The 19,744-nt window shown below is 65.8% G+C and carries 18 protein-coding genes; 8 read left to right on the top strand and 10 right to left on the bottom strand.

The features are described from left to right. Window positions 1-63: 63 nt before the first annotated feature. The 3 genes from holA to leuS are packed head-to-tail and all read right to left on the bottom strand — an operon-like array spanning window position 64 to window position 4,188. Window positions 64-1,092 carry a DNA polymerase III subunit delta gene (gene holA / locus DL237_RS12620; protein ID WP_119399422.1) on the bottom strand — a complete coding sequence of 343 codons (1,029 nt, stop codon included), beginning with the start codon at window positions 1,090-1,092 and terminating at the stop codon, window positions 64-66. Next, on the bottom strand, window positions 1,089-1,616 hold the full coding sequence (gene lptE / locus DL237_RS12615; protein WP_119399421.1) for an LPS assembly lipoprotein LptE: 528 nt from the start codon (window positions 1,614-1,616) through the stop codon (window positions 1,089-1,091). The genes holA and lptE overlap by 4 nt, the downstream gene beginning before the upstream one ends. Beyond that, window positions 1,603-4,188 (bottom strand): leucine--tRNA ligase, encoded by a 2,586-nt coding sequence (gene leuS, locus DL237_RS12610; RefSeq protein ID WP_119399420.1) that lies wholly within the window; start codon window positions 4,186-4,188, stop codon window positions 1,603-1,605. Before leuS ends, lptE begins: the two co-directional genes overlap by 14 nt. Window positions 4,189-4,362: 174 nt before the next feature. On the opposite strand from leuS, the gene DL237_RS12605 reads away from it, so the two are divergent. Further along, entirely contained in the window at window positions 4,363-5,640 is a 1,278-nt protein-coding gene (locus DL237_RS12605) for a glycosyltransferase (RefSeq protein ID WP_119399419.1), read from the top strand. A 10-nt stretch (window positions 5,641-5,650) separates the two neighbouring features. Here DL237_RS12605 and DL237_RS12600 read toward each other — a convergent pair whose 3' ends face one another. After that, complete coding sequence (locus DL237_RS12600; RefSeq protein WP_119399418.1) at window positions 5,651-6,148, bottom strand: DUF3576 domain-containing protein; 498 nt, start codon at window positions 6,146-6,148, stop codon at window positions 5,651-5,653. Window positions 6,149-6,779: 631 nt separating this feature from the next. Here DL237_RS12600 and DL237_RS12595 point away from each other — a divergent pair. After that, complete coding sequence (locus DL237_RS12595; RefSeq protein ID WP_119399417.1) at window positions 6,780-7,664, top strand: porin; 885 nt, start codon at window positions 6,780-6,782, stop codon at window positions 7,662-7,664. A gap of 113 nt (window positions 7,665-7,777) precedes the next feature. Next, window positions 7,778-8,428, top strand: a complete 651-nt coding sequence (locus tag DL237_RS12590) for a YggS family pyridoxal phosphate-dependent enzyme (protein WP_119399416.1) — start codon at window positions 7,778-7,780, stop codon at window positions 8,426-8,428. A gap of 253 nt (window positions 8,429-8,681) precedes the next feature. On the opposite strand, the gene DL237_RS12585 is transcribed toward DL237_RS12590, so the two are convergent. Together DL237_RS12585 and ribA are read right to left on the bottom strand one after the other, a co-directional pair. Then, window positions 8,682-9,161, bottom strand: a complete 480-nt coding sequence (locus tag DL237_RS12585) for a L,D-transpeptidase family protein (RefSeq protein WP_119399507.1) — start codon at window positions 9,159-9,161, stop codon at window positions 8,682-8,684. A 2-nt stretch (window positions 9,162-9,163) separates the two neighbouring features. Further along, a complete protein-coding gene (gene ribA, locus DL237_RS12580; protein ID WP_119399506.1) occupies window positions 9,164-10,255 on the bottom strand; it encodes a GTP cyclohydrolase II in 1,092 nt (363 codons plus the stop codon). 171 nt (window positions 10,256-10,426) lie between these two features. On the opposite strand from ribA, the gene DL237_RS12575 reads away from it, so the two are divergent. Continuing rightward, window positions 10,427-11,113 carry a response regulator transcription factor gene (locus DL237_RS12575; RefSeq protein WP_119399505.1) on the top strand — a complete coding sequence of 229 codons (687 nt, stop codon included), beginning with the start codon at window positions 10,427-10,429 and terminating at the stop codon, window positions 11,111-11,113. 258 nt (window positions 11,114-11,371) lie between these two features. Here DL237_RS12575 and DL237_RS12570 read toward each other — a convergent pair whose 3' ends face one another. Together DL237_RS12570 and DL237_RS20590 are read right to left on the bottom strand one after the other, a co-directional pair. Further along, window positions 11,372-12,982 carry a methyl-accepting chemotaxis protein gene (locus DL237_RS12570; protein WP_158585636.1) on the bottom strand — a complete coding sequence of 537 codons (1,611 nt, stop codon included), beginning with the start codon at window positions 12,980-12,982 and terminating at the stop codon, window positions 11,372-11,374. Next, window positions 12,979-13,278 carry a hypothetical protein gene (locus tag DL237_RS20590; protein WP_158585635.1) on the bottom strand — a complete coding sequence of 100 codons (300 nt, stop codon included), beginning with the start codon at window positions 13,276-13,278 and terminating at the stop codon, window positions 12,979-12,981. The genes DL237_RS12570 and DL237_RS20590 overlap by 4 nt, the downstream gene beginning before the upstream one ends. 326 nt (window positions 13,279-13,604) lie before the next feature. Between DL237_RS20590 and DL237_RS12565 the strand changes: the two genes are divergently transcribed. Continuing rightward, complete coding sequence (locus tag DL237_RS12565) at window positions 13,605-14,393, top strand: exodeoxyribonuclease III (protein ID WP_119399414.1); 789 nt, start codon at window positions 13,605-13,607, stop codon at window positions 14,391-14,393. Window positions 14,394-14,456: 63 nt separating this feature from the next. Here DL237_RS12565 and DL237_RS12560 read toward each other — a convergent pair whose 3' ends face one another. After that, window positions 14,457-15,875, bottom strand: coding sequence for a hypothetical protein (locus DL237_RS12560; RefSeq protein ID WP_119399413.1), 1,419 nt, complete (start codon window positions 15,873-15,875; stop codon window positions 14,457-14,459). Window positions 15,876-16,648: 773 nt separating this feature from the next. Between DL237_RS12560 and trxA the strand changes: the two genes are divergently transcribed. From trxA to DL237_RS12545, 3 genes are read left to right on the top strand one after another with little or no spacing between them, the layout of a single operon-like run. Beyond that, the gene (gene trxA / locus DL237_RS12555) at window positions 16,649-17,566 is read left to right on the top strand and encodes a thioredoxin (protein ID WP_119399412.1); all 918 of its coding nucleotides are present in this window, start codon (window positions 16,649-16,651) and stop codon (window positions 17,564-17,566) included. Between the two features lie 42 nt (window positions 17,567-17,608). Continuing rightward, entirely contained in the window at window positions 17,609-18,253 is a 645-nt protein-coding gene (locus DL237_RS12550) for an LON peptidase substrate-binding domain-containing protein (protein ID WP_119399411.1), read from the top strand. Further along, complete coding sequence (locus DL237_RS12545; protein ID WP_119399410.1) at window positions 18,250-18,456, top strand: Trm112 family protein; 207 nt, start codon at window positions 18,250-18,252, stop codon at window positions 18,454-18,456. The genes DL237_RS12550 and DL237_RS12545 overlap by 4 nt, the downstream gene beginning before the upstream one ends. Here the strand turns inward: DL237_RS12545 and DL237_RS12540 are convergent, their stop codons facing one another. Then, a complete protein-coding gene (locus DL237_RS12540; protein WP_119399409.1) occupies window positions 18,457-19,707 on the bottom strand; it encodes a UbiH/UbiF/VisC/COQ6 family ubiquinone biosynthesis hydroxylase in 1,251 nt (416 codons plus the stop codon). Between the last annotated feature and the right edge of the window lie 37 nt (window positions 19,708-19,744).

The raw sequence follows: 19,744 nt of genomic DNA, 5'->3' as shown, positions 1-19,744 counted from the left end.
CCATGGTTGCGGCAGCACAGCGCAACCGGGGCGGAAAATCCAGCAAAACATGGCAACACGTGCCTAGCGGGTGCGCCCCATCATCGCCAGCCGGATCAGCATCCGTTCGACCAGCGCCATGTCGGGTGCGCTGCGCCCCGCTGATCGCAGGGTCAGGTCCGTATCGGTGATCAGCCCGAGCGCCTGTTCCAGGCGGTTGACGCCCCAGCCCTGGGCCTGGTTCAACATACGGTCCCGTCTGGGGCCGAACACCGGCGGGCGCAGTTTGCCGATACCGGCCCCGGCACCGTCGGGATGGGCGGCGATGGCGTAGAGCGTGCGAAAATGGCGCATCGCGGCGATGCACAGGCCCGTGGCGTTCGCGCCCTGCCCCTGAAGGCGGGCCATCATCGGGCCGATCTCGGCGCTGCGGGCCTCGGCCACGATATGCAGGATGTCGTCCATGTCCGCTTCGGTGCTGGCCGGGGCGCAAAGGGTGATTTCCTGCGCTGTCAGCGGCGTGTCATCGCCGAACTTGTACAGCGCGATCTTGTCGACGGTCTGGCGAAAATCGCCGGGGTCCAGCGTCAGCGCCAGCGCGGACAGGTCGCGCAGGCTGTCGGGGGGCAATTTCCGCAGGCCGGCCTTGTTCAGCGTCGCTTCGATTTCCTCGCGGCTGGGGGGATCGTCGTAGATCCCGCAGGCATAGGCGTTCTTGTGGCTTTCGAAGGCCTTGCGCAGTTTCGACGTGGCTTTCAGCTGGCCGGCGGCGATGATCAGCTGGGCGTCGCCCTTTTGCCAATCCTCGACGGCGGGCAGGATATAGGGGGCCTGCACCTCGGTCGCGCCGTCCAGGAAAACCACGCGCGGACCGGGGAAAAAGCTCTGGGCCTTGATGGCGTCGATCAGTGCGGCGGGGTCGCGGCGCAGATCGGCGGCCTGCATCCGGGTCAGGCGCATCTCTTCCTCTCCGGCGGGGCCGACGAGGGCGGCAACCATTTCCTGCCGACGCAGCGAGATCCGCATTGCATCCGGGCCGTACAGCAGCACGCCAAGGCGGTCTGCCTCGGGGCGGGCGGCATAGCGGGCAATGTCGCGCGAGGCGAGCTTCATGGGGTCAGGGTCTGGTGGGGCGGCGCCTTGGCAGCATCGGCGATCAGGCGCGGCATCAGCATGTTGGCCAGCATGATCACCAGCCGTTTGTGCGCATCGCGCTGCGCGGCCTGCGTGGCGACGGTGGTGCCGGTCGCCGAGTAGCCCGAAAAGTTGGTGACCCGTCCGGCCCCGATCTGGGTGCCAGAGGCGATGTCGCGCAACGTATAGCTGAGATCGCCCACCACGTTGAAACGGGTCGTCGTACCGTCGGTGGTGATCGCCAGCGCGGCCTCGCTGACGCTCAGCTTCAGCCCGAGATCGTAGAGGGGGCTTTGCGGACGGCCGAGACGCTGTTCCAGCTCACGCACCAGGATATAGCTGTCGCCCGAATCGGGGTCGGGCAGCCGGGTCACGTTCAGCAGCCGGTCGGCCCCGCCGCCGGGGGCATAAGCGGGGGTGAAGCCGCAGGCCGACAGCGCCGCCAGGGTGGCGGGCGCTGCAACCAGCAGTTTCAGCAGTCTGCGTCGGTCAGATGACCACATTGACGATCCGTCCCGGAACAACGATGACCTTTTTCGGCGTGGCACCATCCAGCGCCTTTTGCACAGCGTGATGCGCCAGCGCCAGTTTTTCAACCTCTGCCTTGTCCATATCGGCGGGGACGTCGATTTCCGCGCGGCGCTTGCCGTTGATCTGGATCGGCAGGGTCACCGTGTCATCGACCAGCATCGCCGCGTCCGCGACTGGCCAGGGGGCGTGGGCCACCAGACCTTCGCCACCCAGGATCTGCCACATTTCTTCGGCCAGGTGCGGCGTCATCGGTGACATCAGCTGGGCCAGCGTGCGGGTCGCGATGCGTTTCGCCGCGCCCCCCGCCCGGGATTTCTGCACGCTGTTGGTAAAGGCATAGAGCCGCGCGATGGAGGCGTTGAAGCCAAAGCTTTCGATGCCCAGCGTCACGTCGTTGATCGCCTTGTGCATCTCGCGCAGCAGGGCGGTATCCTCGGCGTCGTTCGCGGGCGTGTCGCCATCCAGTTCGGCGGCCAGGCGCCAGACGCGGGCAAGGTGCTTGGACGCGGCCTCGGCCCCTGCGGCAGTCCACTCGACGTCACGCTCCGGCGGGCTGTCGGACAGGACGAACCAGCGCGCGGTATCGGCGCCGTACTGCTGGATGATCTGCACCGGGTCGACGACGTTGTTCTTGGATTTCGACATCTTGGCCGAGGGGATCACCTCGACCTCGCGGCCGTCCTCCAGGAACGCCTTGCCGTCGCGCAGCGTCACTTCCTCGGGGTAGTGATAGACCGGGCGACCTTCCGCGTTGCGGGTCTGGTAGATCGCGTGGGTCACCATGCCTTGGGTGAACAGCGCGTCAAAGGGTTCCTTCGCGGTTTCCGGCAGGTGGCCGGTGATGTGCATCGCGCGGGCGAAAAAGCGCGAATAGAGCAGGTGCAGAATCGCGTGTTCGATGCCGCCGATATACTGGTCGACGTTCATCCAGTAGGCGGCTTCGGTCATGTCCGTCGGGGTGGTGGCGCGCGGCGCGGTAAAGCGGGCGAAATACCACGAACTGTCGACAAAGGTGTCCATCGTATCGGTTTCGCGTTGCGCGGGCTGGCCACAGGCGGGGCATGCGCAATCGCGCCAGGTCGGGTGCCGGTTCAGCGGGTTGCCGGGGATGGAGAAATCGATCGGGGTGCCGCCTTCGTCATACGGCAGCTCGATCGGCAGGTTTTCCTTTTTCTCGGGCACGACGCCGCAGGCGGGGCAATGCACCACCGGGATCGGGCAGCCCCAGTAGCGTTGCCGCGACAGGCCCCAGTCGCGCAGGCGGAACTTGGTCACGCCCTGACCGACGCCGTTCGCCTCGCAGAAATCGACGGCGGCATTCACCGCCTCTTCTCCGGTCTGGATTTCCTGCCCCGCGATCAGGCGGGTATAGCGGACCTTTTCCGTCTTGGCGGGCACGAAGGGCGCAAGCTGGATGTCGATCTCGCCGTCCAGCGGCACGAAGGTCTCGACGATGGGCAGGTCATACTTGGTGCAGAAATCGTGGTCGCGCTGGTCGTGACCCGGGCAGCCAAAGATCGCGCCGGTGCCGTAGTCCATCAGGATGAAGTTGGCGATATAGACCGGCAGCTCCCATGCAGTGTCGAAGGGGTGACGCACGCGAATGCCGGTGTCGAAACCCAGCTTGTCGGCCTTTTCGATGGCTTCCTCGGTGGTGCCGCCGCGCCGTGCCTCGGCGCAGAAGGCGGCAACCTCGGGCGATCCGGCCTCAAGCTCTTTCGCCAGCGGGTGATCGGGCGAGATGCCGACAAAGGAGGCCCCGGCCAGCGTGTCGGGGCGCGTCGTGTAGACGTCGATCCGGTCGAAATGTTCCGGCGCGTTGACGGTGGAAAACGCGAATTGCAGTCCGCGCGACTTGCCTATCCAGTTGGCCTGCATCAGCTTGACCTTGGCGGGCCAGTTGTCGAGGGTGTCCAGCGCGTCCAGCAGTTCTTCGGAGTGGTCGGAGATCTTGAAGAACCACTGCGTCAACTCGCGCCGCTCGACCTCGGCGCCCGAGCGCCAGCCGCGCCCGTTTTCCACCTGTTCGTTGGCCAGCACGGTCATGTCGACGGGATCCCAGTTGACCACTGCGTTCTTGCGATAGACCAGATCCTTTGCGAGGAAATCGAGGAACAGCGCCTGCTGCTGGCCATAGTATTCGGGATCGCAGGTGGCGAACATGCGCGACCAGTCCAGGCCAAAGCCCAGCGGTTTCATCTGTTCGACCATCGTGTCGATGTTGGAATATGTCCAGTCCTTGGGGTGGCCGCCATTCGCCATCGCGGCATTTTCCGCCGGCATCCCGAAGGCATCGAACCCCATGGGGTGCAGCACGTTATGACCCGTGGACAGCTTGTAGCGCGCGATCACGTCGCCCATGGTGTAGTTGCGCACGTGGCCGATGTGGATGCGCCCCGACGGATAGGGGAACATCTCGAGCACGTAGTACTTCGGCTTGTCGCTGTCGCGAAGGGCCTGCGCCTGGGGCGCCTTGAAGACCTCGGCGTCCTGCCAGGCCTTTTGCCACTTCGGTTCGATTTCGGCTGCGGAATAGCGCGACATGGACGCTCCCTCTCGGCTCGTGCGGATGGTGTTCATTAGACGTTAGTTTCGGTGCGGGTTGATAGGGCCGTGCGCGCCAAGGGTCCAGCGATTTAGCGAAACTTCGCTGTTGTGGCCGCTTTGCAAGCGGGGATGGGCCTGTGTAGGCTGCGCAATCGACGAAGGGGACCGTCCGTGAATATCCTGTTCATCCATCAGAATTTCCCCGGCCAGTTCAGGCACCTTGCGGGCGCGCTGGCGGCGCGCGGGCACAGCGTCAAGGCATTGACGCTGCGGGTGACGCAGGTGACGGACTGGAACGGGGTGCAGGTGCTGCCCTATAGGTTGGCGCGCACGGGCGGGCAGGCGCTGCATCCGTGGATGACCGACATGGACAGCAAGGTCACCCGCGCCGAGGCCTGCTATCACGCCGCCTGCAAGATGCGCGACGCGGGCTTTGCCCCGGACGTGATCGTGGCGCACCCCGGCTGGGGCGAATCGATGTTCCTGCGCGACGTCTGGCCCGAGGCGCGCATGGGCATCTATTGCGAGCTGTATCATCTGCCCGGCTATCCGCACCTGGGCTTCGACCCGGAATTCCGGCGCGACGACAGCGGCACCGAGGCGCTGCGCATCCGCATGAAGAACCTCAACAACCACCTGCATTTCGACATCGCGCAGGCGGGGCTCAGCCCGACCGCCTTTCAGGCCGATACCTTTCCGCCGCCGTTTCGCGACCGCATCCGCGTGGTGCACGACGGGATCGACACGCAGGCCCTGCGCCCGGACGCAGAGGCGGTCTTTGCGCTGCCGGACGGGCGGACCCTTGGCCGCGGGGACGAGGTGATCACCTTCGTCAATCGCAACCTCGAACCCTATCGCGGCTATCACGTGTTCATGCGGGCGCTGCCGGCACTGTTGGCGGCGCGGCCCGGCGCACAGGTGCTGATCGTCGGCGGCGATGGCGTGTCCTACGGGGCGCACCCCCCGGCGGGCCGGACGTGGAAGCAGATCTTCATCGACGAGGTGCGCGGCCGGATCAGCGACAGCGATTGGGCGCGGGTGCATTTCACCGGGCGCATTCCGCAGGACCAGTTCCGCGCGATGCTGCAAATTTCGACGGTGCACGTCTATCTGACCTACCCCTTCGTGCTCAGCTGGTCGCTGCTGGAGGCGATGGCCTGCGGGGCGGCCATCGTCGCATCCGACACCGACCCCGTGCGCGAGGTGCTGCGCGACGGTGACACCGGGTGGCTGGTCGATTTCTTTGACGCGGCGGCGCTGGTGCGTCGGATCGCGGCGCTGGCCGGGGATGGCGTGGCGCGCGCCCGGCTGGGCGCGGCGGCGCGGGCGCATGTCGTGGCGCAGTACGATCTGGAAACCCGGTGCCTGCCGGGGCAGATCGACTGGGTCGAATCCCTGGCGAAAATGCAACTGGCGCCGCCGGTCGGGCCGCGCCAGCCCTCAGTCTAGACCTTGTGATCTAGAACTTGCGGTCGGCGACGCGCAGCTGGCGCGCGCGGGTCAGGATCGCGTCTTCGACGGCGCGCTGCGTACCGGCGGCCACGGCCTGTCCGCCCGAGGTTTCCAGCGCCACGTTCAGCGACCGGGCCTCCAGCGCGGGATCCGAGATGTAGACCGTCGCACGATACGACCGCCCGCCGCCCGGCGGTGTGCCGTAGCCGGTAGAGATGACGCCGGTGAACGGGTCGACCGACTGGATCGGCAGGAAATCCAGCACCTCGAGCGAGGCGTTCCAGAGATAGCGGTTCACCGCGACCTTGGTGCCATCGTCGGTTTGCGTGAAAATATCCCAGATCTTGCCGTTGTCGGCATAGGCTGTGCGATCGCGGGCACTGATGGGGTTGGGGCCGGTCGCATCGCCGTCCCCTCCGCTGGCCTCAGGACGCACGGCCCCGCAGGCAGCGAGCGCGAAAAGACCTGCGATGGCCGACAACCTGAATGCGCGAGTAGACGTCATGCTTTAGCCCCGTTCAAAACTTCCCCTCCGATCTATCGAAGCGGGCGATAGGGGGCAAGGTTCTTTGCTGAAACAGGGCCGCAGGCTGCATCGCTCCGCCGAGACGCCCCCCACAGACGGGCGCGGCACGACAGCGGCCGCGCTGCGCCACGCTGCCAAAACTGGCTGTGAACAAGGGGGCGCACCGTTGTGCACTTTGCTGCGTGCACTTTGCTGCGCGCACCTGCACGGATTGGCGACGGGGCGCAGCGGGCCTGCGCTCAACGTGCAGGGACACCGGTCAGAATCTGGCCAGACTCACGGCCCACTGTCACCGGCCAGACTCCCCGTTCCGAGTCCTTTGCCTGAGTCTTTTGCCTGAGTCTCTGGGTCTGAGCACAGCGGCGCGTGGCGGGGCCGGGGGGCGGGCGGCGTGCCCCGACCCCTGCAAACAACAGGTGTGCGCGTGCATTTGGGGGCAGAATCCCCCGGTCCGGCGAAAGGACTGTGGCAGCTTTGCACCATTTCGGGGTGCGTGTGCACAGCGGGGGAGCGGTACGCTTGCAATGGAAAGGTGAAAAGAGCGAAAGACTTGCCATACCCAAATCGGATGCTCCGTTTTGGGGCAGACTGAGAAATCGAGGGAAACACAATGAAAAAGATTCTCTTCGCGACGACCGCGCTGGTTATGACCGCAGGCGCCGCTTCCGCAGAAATCAGCTGGTCCGGCTTCGGCCGTTTCGGCGTTGTCTATGAAGACAATGGCACCGACGACAAAACCTTCCTGGAACAGCGTTTCCAACTGGACGTCGAAGGCACCACCGAAACCGACACCGGTCTGGTTGTCGGCGGCAAATACCGCATTCGTTCGCAAGAAACCGCAGTTGGCAACGACGCCGACGACGCCGGCTACCTGCGCACCACCGAAGCTGCGACCGTCAACGCCGCTCAGATGTTCATCACCTCCGGCGGTCTGACCCTCGAAGTTGGCAACATCGACTACGCACTGGACTCGATGGCCAACCTCGCACTGGGCACCATCGGCCTGCAGAACTTCACCTCGTTCCTGGACGGCCCGGGCTACGCTTCGCGCGGCGCTTCGAACACCGGCGTTGCAGTTCTGTACTCCATGGGCGGCCTGAACGCTCACCTGTCGTATGACATGCAGGACGAAGCAACCGACGCTTACGTGTCCTACGACTTCGCCGGCTACACCTTCGGTGTTGGCGGTCAGGACAGCGACACCTACGCAACCGAGTGGGTTGTTGCATTCGGCGGCACCGTTGGCACCGTTGATTTCAACGCTTCCTACGTCGACAACGGCGACGCAGGCGCAGGCTACGGCCTGGCAGGCCACATGGCTGTTGCTTCGGGCGTCAAAGTTGGCGGCTACCTGTCCTACGACGACGCGTCGGAAGACACCGGCTTCGGCCTGGACGCATCCTACGCCCTGGGCGGCGGTGCGAACCTGGTTGGTGGTGCTTACACCATCGGCGACGTCACCGAAGCAGACTTCGGCATCAACTTCCGCTTCTGATTTCAGAAGTGTGAATGTGATTGGAAGGGCAGGTCATTTGACCTGCCCTTTTCTTTTGTCCCGGTTTGATGTTCCTTGGCGCCACCTGACCCGATTGCACAGCAAGGCCGCCCATGTCCCTGACCGAGATCCGCACCCGTATTCAATCCGCCTGTGACGACGCGGGCCGCGACCCGGCCGGTGTCACCCTGATTGCCGTGTCCAAGATGCAGCCCGACGCCCGCGTGCGCGACGTGCTGGAGCAGGGCCAGAGGGTGTTCGGCGAGAATCGCGTGCAGGAGGCCGCCGGCAAATGGCCCGCGTTCCGCGAGGCGTTTGACGCGGTCGAGCTGCATATCATCGGCCCGCTGCAAAGCAACAAGGTGCGTCAGGCGATGGAGCTGGCCGAGGCCATCCATTCGGTCGATCGGCCCAAGATCGCCCGCACCATCGCCCGCATCGCGGACGAGATCGGCCGGTGCCCGGCGCTGTTCCTGCAGATCAACACGGGCGAGGAGCCGCAGAAGGCCGGTGTGCTGCCGGCCGACGCCGATGCCTTTGTCGCGGAATGCCGGGCGCTGTCATTGCCCGTGGCCGGCCTGATGTGCATTCCCCCTGTCGAGGAGGAGGCGGCGCTGCATTTCGCGCTGTTGGCCAAGATCGCGGCGCGCAATGACCTTGAGGGCCTGTCGATGGGCATGTCGGGTGATTTCGAGAAGGCGATCCGGTTCGGTGCAACGCATGTGCGCGTCGGCTCGGCCATCTTTGGCGCGCGCGACAGCTGAGGTCGTGCGAAGCGCGCGAAATGAAGTCGTGCGAAGCGCGCGAAATGAAGTCGTGCGACGCGCGCGAAATGAAGCCGTGCGACGCGCGCGAAATGAAGCCGTGCGGTGCGCGCGAAATGAGGCCGTGCGGTGCGCGCGAAAATCGCGGGTCGTGGAGAGGGCCGGGTGGTCAAGGTGGGGCGCTGCCCCCCGCGCCTGACGGCGCGTTCCCCCGGGGTATTTTCGGCCAGATGACCGGGGAAGCCCCCTGGCGTCAGTCGATGCGGATTTGCGTGCCGGGTACGAGGCGGCGGGCCAGGCGATGCAGGTGGTCGCGGCGCAGGGCCAGGCAGCCCTCGGTCGGGTAGCGCGGGCGACGCCATTGATGCACGAAGATGGCCGACCCCCTGTGCGGCGTGGCCCTTGGCCAGTTCCAGTCCAGCGTCAGGATCAGGTCGTAGAGCGGGTCGGGTCGGCGCAGGCGTTCGTGGCTGGCGGCGAAGGGCGCACGGGTGTGACAGTTGTAGGCGGGGTGGTCGGGGTCATCGCACCACAGGTCGCCGGGGCCGATCGGGCGGGCCCAGGGCGCGGGGCGGGCGATGCGGTCGGCGCGGTACCAGAGGTCGGCCACGCGGTGTGTGCCCGTGGGTGTGGCGCCGTCGCCTTCGGCCTTGTCGGGGCGAAGGCCGCCGCGGCCGATGCTGCAGGGATAGGTGGTGGTGCCGAGGCGCAGGCCCATGGGCGTGATGCGCAGGATCACAGCAGATGCCCGGATTTCGCGGCCTTTGTCGCAAGGTAGGCGCGGTTGTGGGCGTTTTCGCCGACCTTCAGGGGGACGCGTTCCGTAACCTCGATGCCGTTCTTGCGCAGCATGTCGATCTTTTTCGGATTGTTGGTCAGCAGGCGCGCCTGGGTGAAGCCCAAGCGTTGCAGCAATTCGGCGCCGAGGCGGAAATCGCGTTCGTCATCTTCGAAACCGAGGCGATGGTTTGCCTCGACCGTGTCGAAGCCCTGATCCTGGAGGGAGTAGGCGCGCATCTTGTTGGCGAGGCCGATGCCGCGTCCCTCCTGGTTGAGATAGAGCAGGACGCCGGCGCCCTCTGCCCCCATCTGCGCCAGGGCGCCCCGCAGTTGCGGACCGCAATCGCATTTCAGCGAGCCGAGCACGTCGCCGGTGAAACAGGCCGAGTGCAGGCGCGCGAGGACGGGTTTGTCGCGGGCGGGGCGGCCGATTTCGATGGCATAGTGTTCTTCTCCGCCGTCCTCGGGGCGAAAGATATGCACGCGCCCGGCGTCCGAGGCGACCATGGGCAGGCGGGCCGAGATCACCGGGTGCATCGGGCTGGCGTTGGCCAGCAGCGTATGGGTGGCCCCGGCGGGCAGCGTGGTCAGGTGATGGGCGCTGGCGAATTCGCGCGGCGCGTCGATGTCGAGCACGAGGGCGGCGGGCAGCAGGCGCGCCGATTTTGCCAGTTTCAGGGCGATCCGGTGCAGGTCGGCGGGGCCATCGCGCAGGGCGATCAGGGGGCCTTTCATCGGGTGGCGCAGGTCATCCGCGGGATCGGCCAGCGCGCGGACCCAGGCCGGGCTGGCATCGGCGGGCAGGGGCAGGCGCGCCAGGTCACCGTCGTAGGGGCGCGCCTTGAGGGTTTCGGCGCGGCGGGCGGTGATGGCCAGCACCGGGGTGCCCGGCAGGTTCAGCAGATCGGCCAGCCGCGTCGGGCTGAGCGTTTCGGCAGCCAGCACGAGGGCGCCGCGCTGGCCGTCCAGCAGCACCACGGGCAGCCCCATCCGCAGGTCGGTGCGGGCGCGGGCGATGCGTTCTGCGATTTCGGGGGTCAGCGACATGGCGGCATCCATCGGACAGGCGTGGGACAGGCATCTCTCCTTAGCGGCTGCGTGTCGGGTTTGAAACATATCCCGCGCAGGCAACACGAGAGCGTGAGGCTTTTGTTGCAAATCTTGTCGAAGGTGTGAGCGCCGTCCATGTGCGACAAGAGCCGGATGGAGGGCCACGAGATGCCACAGATGAAAAAGATATTGCTGGTCGACGACGACGATGACCTGCGCGAGGCGCTGAGCGAGCAATTGGTGATGACCGAGGATTTCGATGTCTTCGAGGCGTCGAACGGTGCGGGCGCGATGCAGAAGGTCAAGGAAGGCCTGTTCGACCTGGTGATCCTGGACGTGGGCCTGCCCGATACCGATGGGCGCGAATTGTGCCGGTTGATGCGAAAGCAGGGGGTCAAGAGCCCGGTGCTGATGCTGACCGGGCACGATTCGGATGCCGACACCATCCTGGGGCTGGATTCCGGGGCCAACGATTATGTCACCAAGCCGTTCAAGTTTCCCGTGCTGCTGGCGCGCATTCGCGCCCAGTTGCGCCAACATGAACAAAGCGAGGATGCGGTGTTCCAGCTGGGGCCGTACAGTTTTCGCCCGGCAATGAAGATCCTGGTGACCGAGGACGAGAAGAAAATTCGTCTGACCGAAAAGGAAACCAACATCCTGAAGTACCTCTACCGGTCGGCCGACGGGGTCGTTGCGCGCGACGTTCTGCTGCACGAAGTCTGGGGATATAATGCAGGCGTAACGACACATACCCTTGAGACGCACATCTATAGGTTGCGCCAAAAAATTGAGCTTGATCCCTCGAATGCCCGGCTTCTGGTCACGGAAAGCGGCGGATATCGGCTGGTCGCGTAAGGTTTTCCTTACGTACCAGTGGACTACGGGGAATGTATGCTAGTAGCATGTTCCTGTGGAACCACCCCGCGCATATCGGGTTAAATATGCACCTCCCTGTTGGACTTGCCCGGGCCTTTGGTCCGGGTTTTTTTTGTGCGCGCCCCTGTGCGGGCCCCGTTCAGGCATTGCGAGGCCGGGTTATGCCCGGGCGCGGTGAGGGGCGCGGCCCCGGAGGGGGCCTGCTGGTTCCGCGTCAGGCCCGAAAGCACCGGGCGGTCAGAATTCGCTCCAGCCATCGCTGCTGGCGGTGGGAACGCTGTTCACGACCTGCCGGGGCTGTTGGCGCGGTGCCTGGACCTGACGCGGGGCGGGGCGGCCAGCGCCGGTATGGAACCGCTTCATCAGCGCGCTCAGCTCCTCGGCTTCGCGGTTCAGCGCGATCGAGGCGGCGTTGGTTTCCTCGAACATGGCGGCATTTTCCTGCGTGACCTGGTCCAGTTCCTTCATGGTATCGTCGATCAGCGCGATCGAACCGGATTGTTCGTTGGCGGAGGAGGCGATCTGCGCCACCAGCCCGGCGACATTCGCCACCGAATCGGCGATCCGTTTCAGGGCCTCGCCGGTTTCGTTGACCAGTGCCACGCCATTCTTGACATGCTCGCCCGAGGCCGAGATCAGCGCCGTGATCTCTCTGGCCGAGGTCGAGGACCGCGCGGCGAGCGCCCGCACCTCGGTCGCGACAACGGAAAATCCACGCCCTGCTTCGCCCGCCCGCGCCGCCTCGACCCCGGCATTCAGCGCCAGCAGGTTTGTCTGAAAGGCGATGTCGTCGATGACCTTGATGATGTTGGAGATTTCGGATGACGAGGTTTCGAGTTCGGCCATGGCGGCGACGGTGCGCTGCACCACCTCGTCAGATTGGATGGACTGCGACTGGGCCTCGTCCGCGACGGTACTGGCGCTGCGGGCGGCCTTGGCGGTGGCGCGGACATTGGCGTTGATTTCCTGAATGGCGGTTGCCGTACCCTGCAGGGACGCGGCCTGGCGTTCTGTGCGCTGCGCGAGGTTGTTGGAAGCATTGGCGATGGCATCGGCATCTTCGGACACCGCGCTGGCATTGCGCACCACCTGTAGAACGGTGTCGCGCAGCTCTCGGATCGCATCGTTGAAATTCTGCCGCAACTTGTCGTGCGACGGGTCGAACTCCGCGTCGATGGTCACGCTCAGATCGCGTTCGGCCAGGCGTTTCAGCGCCGCGCCCAATCCGTTGACCACGGCCTCCTGCGCCATTGCGGCCGATTCGGATTTCTGCTGTTCGCGCTGCATCGCCTCGCGCGCCGACCGATCCGCCTGGGCCACGCGGGAATCCAGGTCGTGCCGCTGTCGGATGGACAGGAACAGTACCGCGGCTTCGATCACCACGATCACGCCATGCAGGGCGGTGCGTTGCAGGTTCACCAGCAGGTCGCTGGACGGATAGATCATGCCGGGCAGGATGACCGCCAGCGACAGGTGGTGCACGGCAATGACGGCGGCGGCGATTACGATCACCCGTGCATCCGACATCGCCATGGTGATGGCCAGCAGCGCAAAGAACAACATGTGGCTGTCCAGTTGCCAGGGGTGCCCTGCCAGCGCGGCGGTAAAGGCCATGGCCTGCCCGATCAGCCCCAGAGCGACCAGAACGCGCCCCGAAAACCCCTGGACATAGGCGCCGTATTGTCCGATTCCCGCCATCACCACCGCAAGGATCAGCACGGGCAGAAAGGCATTGCCCGCCAGCATCGCGGCGACGGGCGACAGGGGCACCAGCGCCAGCGTCGCCTGCGATATGCGCACTGTCGCCAGGGTGCGTGTTGCGTGGAAATCCAGGTTGTTGGTTGTCATCCGCTGACTCCGCAAAGAGAGGCGACGGCCTGACCGTCGACGACTAGAAAGGGGCCTGCCGCGCGCATCCGGCTGCCGAAATCGGGGTTGTCTGCCTGTGCCAGGGACGCCACGATGGTGGTGACCGGGCCGATGCCACGCCCGCCCGCACCCTCGATGGCCCGTGCGCGGTCCGCCCATGGCGGGCCAAGCACCAGCACCAGCCCGTGCGATGCCGCAGGCAGCGACAGCACCATCACCGCCGGGCCCATCACGGCCATGACGAGGATGGTCAGGAAGATGACAATTTTCTGCATCGGCGTCCCTTTCAGGATCTGCGATACCGCCATTCCCTTGCCGGGACGTTAAGGAGAGATTTTTAGCGGCCGCCGCCGGTCAGATCCGCCCCGCACCCAGGCCCGTCCCGCGCCCAGCCCCGTCTGCCGGCCCTCGACCGTCGGGGTTTTGTGCAGCGCCTCTCCGACGTGGTGAAGGCGATCGCAGACCGGCGGCCCCACCGGCCCAAGGCGCGGCACAAGGCTCGGCGCAAGGCCGGTCAAGAAACGGATCGCTTTCCTTGTCAGGTGTCGGATGATACCCGAAAGGCCAAGCTCCGCGATCCGAACAAGGCAAGTGAAAGAACATGTCATTTACCCTCGCCACCTGGAACATCAACTCCGTCCGCCTGCGCGAAGCGTTGGTGTGTCAATTGCTGGAAACCGCCGGGCCCGACGTGCTCTGCCTGCAGGAATGCAAGAGCCCGGTCGACCTGATCCCGCGCGACCGCTTTCACGCGCTTGGCTACACCCACATGATCGCCCGCGGGCAAAAGGGCTATAACGGCGTCGCCATCCTGTCGAAACTGCCGATCGAAGAGGTCGGTGATCAGGATTTCGCGGCCCTGGGCCATGCCCGCCACATCGCGGGGCGTCTGGAAAACGGCGTCGTCATCCACAATTTCTACGTCCCAGCCGGGGGCGACAAACCCGACCGCGCGATCAACGAGAAGTTCGGCCAAAAGCTCGATTACCTGACCGAGATGCGTGATTGGTTCCATGCCGAGCGTCCTGAAAAGGCGATCCTGGTGGGCGACCTGAACATCGCCCCGCGCGAGGATGACGTCTGGGATCACAAGAAGCTGCTGCGCGTCGTCAGCCACACGCCGGTCGAGGTCGAGCACCTGGCCCAGGCGCAGGATGCCGGTGCCTGGGTCGACATCACCCGGCAGGACATCCCCCAGGGCAATCTCTATTCCTGGTGGTCCTACCGGTCGCCCGACTGGGATGCGGCCGACAAGGGCCGTCGCCTCGATCATGTCTGGGCAACGCCCGATATCTCGAACGCGGCGCATTCCAGCACGATCATGCGGGCCGTGCGCGGATGGGAACAACCCTCCGACCACGCGCCGGTCTTCGCCACCTTCGACCTGTAACCGGGCAGGGCAGGGTCGGGCACGGCAGGGCAGGGCAGGGTGGCGCCGGGCCGCGCCGCCGCCCTAGGCCAGCAGCAGCACCCAGACCGACAGCACCAGCGCGCAGATCAGTGAAAACGCCCCGTTCCAGCGCAGGCTGACGTCGGCGGGCGTCACATCGCCCAGCCGCGCGATCAGCATCACCGACGCGGTAAACGGCGAGGTCACGCCCGACAGCGCCCAGCCCGCCGTCAGCGCCAGCACCATCGGCGTCGGGGAAATCCCCAGAACCTCGGGCGCGGGCAACAGGGGGCCGAACAGCGACACGAACAGGATCGGGTTCATCCCCACCTGACCGCCCAGCGGGATCAGCCAGATCGGCAGCAGCAGCAAGACCCAGACGGGGATCGCCGTCAGGTCCAGCCCGCTGGCGGCCACCACCGGCGCCAGCAACGCGCCCGCGCCGCTGCCCAGGAACCCGGCCATCGTCAGCAGCACGATCTCGCCCCGGAACGCCGGCAGCTCCCGGAACACGAAGGCCCCGACGTGCCCGCCCAGATGCCGCCCGCGCGCCCCGACCGGCCCGCCGATCAGCAGCCACAGCCCGGCCACCACCGGCACCACGCTCAGCACCGACAGCGACGCAGACTGTCCCGTCGTGAAATGCAGCAGGGCCACCGGCCCCGCGATCAGCCCCAGCAGCCACAGCACCGGCAGCAGCACCCGCGCATGATCGTCGTGCGACCGGTCGCGCACCGGCACCCGCCCCGGTGCCAGCTTGCTCTTGTAGGCCTTGTCCAGCCCCCAGCCGATGCCGGTCAGCAGCGCCGCCGACCCGACGGCAGGCAGCAGGATCGCGCCCCAGCTGGCCCCCGGCACCACGGTTGTCGAAATCACGATGGCAAAGCTCAGCGGCGACCACATCAGGCTGGCGGCAAACCCGCGATGCACCGCCTGCAACATCCGCCGCGTGCGGATCGCGCGCACCTCAAGGTCCGGTTCGCGCGCCGCACTGGTGCGCGCCATGCTGCCCAGCAGAGAGATCGAGCCATAGTTCAGCACCAGCGCAAAGGTCTGTCCGCCAAGCGCCAGCGCGGAATAGCGCCGCCCCGGGGGCTGTTGCGCCAGGAACACCGCCGCCCGCGTGATCGCCGCCGAAATCTCGGCCGTATGGCGCAGCGTCGCCAGCGCGCAGAAGAACGCCAGGATAAAGCTGGCCCGTTCCAGCGCATGTCCCAGAACCGCCAGCGCCTGGTCCGGTGCGGCGATCCAGGCATAGGCCACCAGCGCCAGCCCCAGCACGACAAAGATCTGCCGCGACCAGCGCACCTGTGGCGTCAGCAATGCGATTGCGGCGACCGTCCCGGCATTGGCCAGGGCGTCGAACACCCACCAGTCGACCCAGCTGCGCAGGATGACCAAGACCACGACACCTGCCAGCAGCCCCCCTATCAGCTTTTGTGCTGCCGTGGCGGGCTCTTGGTCGCGGGGTTCGTCTCGCATAGGGTACCTTTCTGAGGCCTTTGCGGCCCAGATAGCCGCGCGTCAGGCGCAAACACAAGGTATGGCAGCCTTGCACGGGGCGCGGTTCTGATCCTGCGCGCCTTATGATCGCGCGGGCCGATCTTCTGCCGAATTCCGCCTGTAATCTCATCACTCTGGCCCATCACTCTGCGCCGGAATGGCCCTGCCGGGGCCGGGGCCGCGACGGCGGACGGCGCAGGGCTGTCCCTCGCCCTCGGGCCACGCCTGTCCGCCTCTGCATGTCCGCCTCTGCATGGTGCGCCTGTGCCCGCTGCGCCCCCGCAGGCGCCGCCAGTGTCCGCGCCCCGCCGCCCTTTGCACGCCACCGTGTCCGGTCCTTGCCCGGTCATCCTGCCTTGCGAAGGGCGCCACGCCGCCGGGGCCGTCTGTTCCGCCATGTCGATCCGCATCGCGGCGCGACACCTCTGCAATTGCCCGGCAGGCTGGCGGGGCAGGGGCGCCGCCGCGCAGGTCTGCCCGGCGACGGGCATCTCGTTAACAAACCCCCACCGCCCGCTCCGTTAACCTCTTCCCGGTTACCGCACAAATACCGACGTGATACCGCTCGGATACCGTTTTGACACCGACGCTGGATTTTGCCGTTAACCCAAGCGCTTGCCAGCCTGCACAGGGCCGGCACCGCGGGCGCGCCACGATTGGTTAACCGAACCGCATTCCGCGCCCTTCTGGCATCTTGGAAAACCGCGCCCCAAGGTGCATATAGAGGCCAAGCATCTGAAGGGAGTTCCGCCATGATCGAGCTTGGAACCGGCACCAAGACCCCCGCCCCCGCGGGCAAGTATGTCAAAGACGTCAACGAGGCCAACTTCATGCAGGAGGTCGTCGAGGCCTCGCAGCAAGTGCCTGTCATCGTTGACTTTTGGGCCCCCTGGTGTGGCCCCTGCAAGACCCTTGGCCCGCAGTTGGAAGAGGCCGTGAACGCCCAGGGCGGCAAGGTCCTGATGGCCAAGATCAACGTCGATGAAAACCAGGGGATCGCGGGCCAGATGCGTGTCCAGTCGATCCCGACGGTCTATGCCTTCTTTCAGGGGCAGCCCGTCGATGGCTTTCAGGGGGCCGTGCCCGGCTCCGAGGTGAAGGCCTTTGTTGAAAAGCTTGCCGCGATGGCCCCCGGCGAAGATGACGGATTGGCCGAAGCCATTGAAGCCGCAGAAGAAATGCTGGCCGAAGGCGCCGCCGCCGATGCCGCCCAGACCTTCGAGGCGATCCTTCAGGAAGACGCTGAAAACGTCGCCGCCTACTCTGGTCTCGTGCGTGCGCACCTCGCTCTCGGGGATGTCGAGCAGGCCGAAGCGATCCTGAATGGTGCCCCCGCCCAGATCTCGACGGCACCCGAACTCGAAGCCGCCCACGCCCAGATCGAGCTGGCCAGGCAGGCCGCCAACGCCGGACCCCTGACCGAGCTCACCGCCCGCGTCGAGGCAGACCCGAGCGATCACCAGGCGCGCTTTGACCTCGCGCTCGCGCTGCATGCCGCAGGGCAGGTGCAGGAGGCCGTCGATCAGCTGCTGGAGCTGTTCCGCCGCGACCGTGAATGGAACGAAGGTGCTGCAAAGGCTCAGCTTTTCACGATTTTCGAGGCGCTGAAGCCGCAGGATCCGATTGCCCTGAACGGTCGTCGCAAGCTCAGCTCGTTGATTTTCGCTTGATCGGGGCTTTCCCGGCGCGGCTTGTGGCCTAGAGTCCCTGCCATGATGAAGCCCGCCGACCTGCCCGATGTCATTCCGGTATTTCCCTTGCCCGGCGCCCTGTTGCTGCCGCGGGCAAGGTTGCCGTTGCACCTGTTCGAACCGCGCTATCTGGCCATGTTCGAGGATTGCCTCAAGACGCCGCATCGCCTGATCGGGATGGTGCAACCTAACGAAGTGCCCGGCCGCCCCGGCACCGGGTTGCAGCAGATCGGCTGCGCCGGTCGCCTGACCCAGTTTTCGGAAACCGAGGACGGGCGCTACATGATCACCTTGACCGGCATCTCGCGGTTTCGCGTGGGCGAGGACGTGACCGGGTTCACCCCCTATCGGCGTTTTCGCATCGACTGGCAGGGCTTTGACGTCGACATGGCCGAGAGCGAGCAGGACCCGGGTTTTGCGCGTCGCACCTTCATGGACCTGCTGTCGCGGTATTTCGAGGATCAGGGCCTGTCCACGGACTGGGATACGCTCAAGGATGCCGATGACGAGCTTCTGATCAACTCCTTGTCCATGCTGCTGAATTTCGAACCCGAAGAAAAACAGGCGCTGCTTGAGGCGCCTTCATTGCAAACCCGTCGCGAAACGCTGGTGACCCTGCTGGAATATGCTCTGCGCGGCGGCGACGGACAGGAGATGATCCAATGACGGACCCCGTCGAAGCCCAAGGCCCGCTGTTTGACCGCCGGATGCTGGAGGCGCTGGTCTGCCCGCAGACCCATGCCACGCTGCGCTATGACGCCGAGGCGCAGGAGCTGATTTCGGACAGCGCGCACCTGGCCTTTCCGATCCGCAATGGCATCCCCATCATGCTGGTGGATGAAGCCCGCGATCTACAGGCCGCCGACTGATCAGCGCATCAGCTCAGGCAGGTCGCCGGTCAGCCCGGCGGCCTCGCGGATGAAGCCGCGGCGCAGCTTCGGCAATGCACCGACCGCGCCAAGGCCGAGGTCACGGCCTAGCCGCAGCAGCGGATTATCGTTGGAAAACAGCCGGTTCGTCAGGTCTGTCGCCATGGCGAGCGTCGCGGTATCAAAGCGTCGCCATTCCTGATAGCGGTCCAGCACGTCCAGCGCACCGATGTCTTCGCCGCGCATCTGCGCCTCGCTCAGCACCTGCGCCAAAGCCGCGACATCGCGCAGTCCGGCATTCAGACCCTGACCCGCGATGGGGTGCATTCCGTGTGCGGCATCGCCTACAAGCGCCAGCCGCAGCCCCGAGAAACGTGCGCAGACGGAAAGCCCGAGCGGATAGGTAAAGCGTTTCCCGGCAAGGGAAATCCCGCCGAGAAAATCCCCGAACCGAGGTCGCAGGGCCTCAAGGTATTCGTCATCGGTCAAGGCCTGGATGGTCGCTGCATTGGCGCTCGTCTCGCTCCAGACGATCGAAGACAGGTTGCCCTTGAGCGGCAGGATTGCCAGCGGACCGGCGGGCATGAAGAACTGGTGCGCGACACCGTGGTGGAGCTTGTCATGTGCAATCGCGCAGACCAGCGCCGTCTGCCCATAGCCCCAGCCGCGCCGCTGGATGTGGGCGCGTGCGGCGGTGCCGCTGTTGCGTCCATCGCTGCCGATCAGGACGCGGCCTTTCAGCGCGCGCCCAGATGCAAGTGTGACCTGGGCGAATTGCGCCGTGATCTCTTGGGCGGTGACGGCCTCTCCGCTGATTTGGGTGATCAGTGGAGTGTCGGCCACGGCGTCCAGCAGAGCGCGGCGCAGGTGGCGATCCTCGACCATGTGCCCCATCGGGCCTTCCTCGATCTCGGCATGATCGAAGTGCAGGAAAAATGGCGCACCGCCTTGCCCCGCGTGCCCATCCGAGACCTTGATGTCGAGCATGGGCTGCGCATGGTCCGCGACCGCATCCCAGACGCCAAGCGCGCGCAACAGGCGCACCGAGGCGAGCGCGAGGGAATAGGAACGGCCATCAAAATCGCTTTGACTGCGGTCACTTAGGGGCAGGGCATCAATCACGGTCGCGCTCAGCCCCGCGCGGGCGGCGGCCAGGGCAAGCGCCGGGCCATTCAGCCCGCCACCAACGATGAGAAGATCGCTATCATGTTCCATGCCCCTCAATATGAGCGGGCGGGCGGGATTGTCCATGCGCCTTTCGGGCGCTAGCGTCGCGTCAAATGGAAAC

It is taken from the genome of Pseudooceanicola sediminis, from assembly GCF_003575965.1.
Lineage (GTDB): Bacteria > Pseudomonadota > Alphaproteobacteria > Rhodobacterales > Rhodobacteraceae > Pseudooceanicola > Pseudooceanicola sediminis.
Note: the sequence above shows the minus strand (reverse complement) of the source record. Positions and strands in the feature narration are given on the sequence as shown.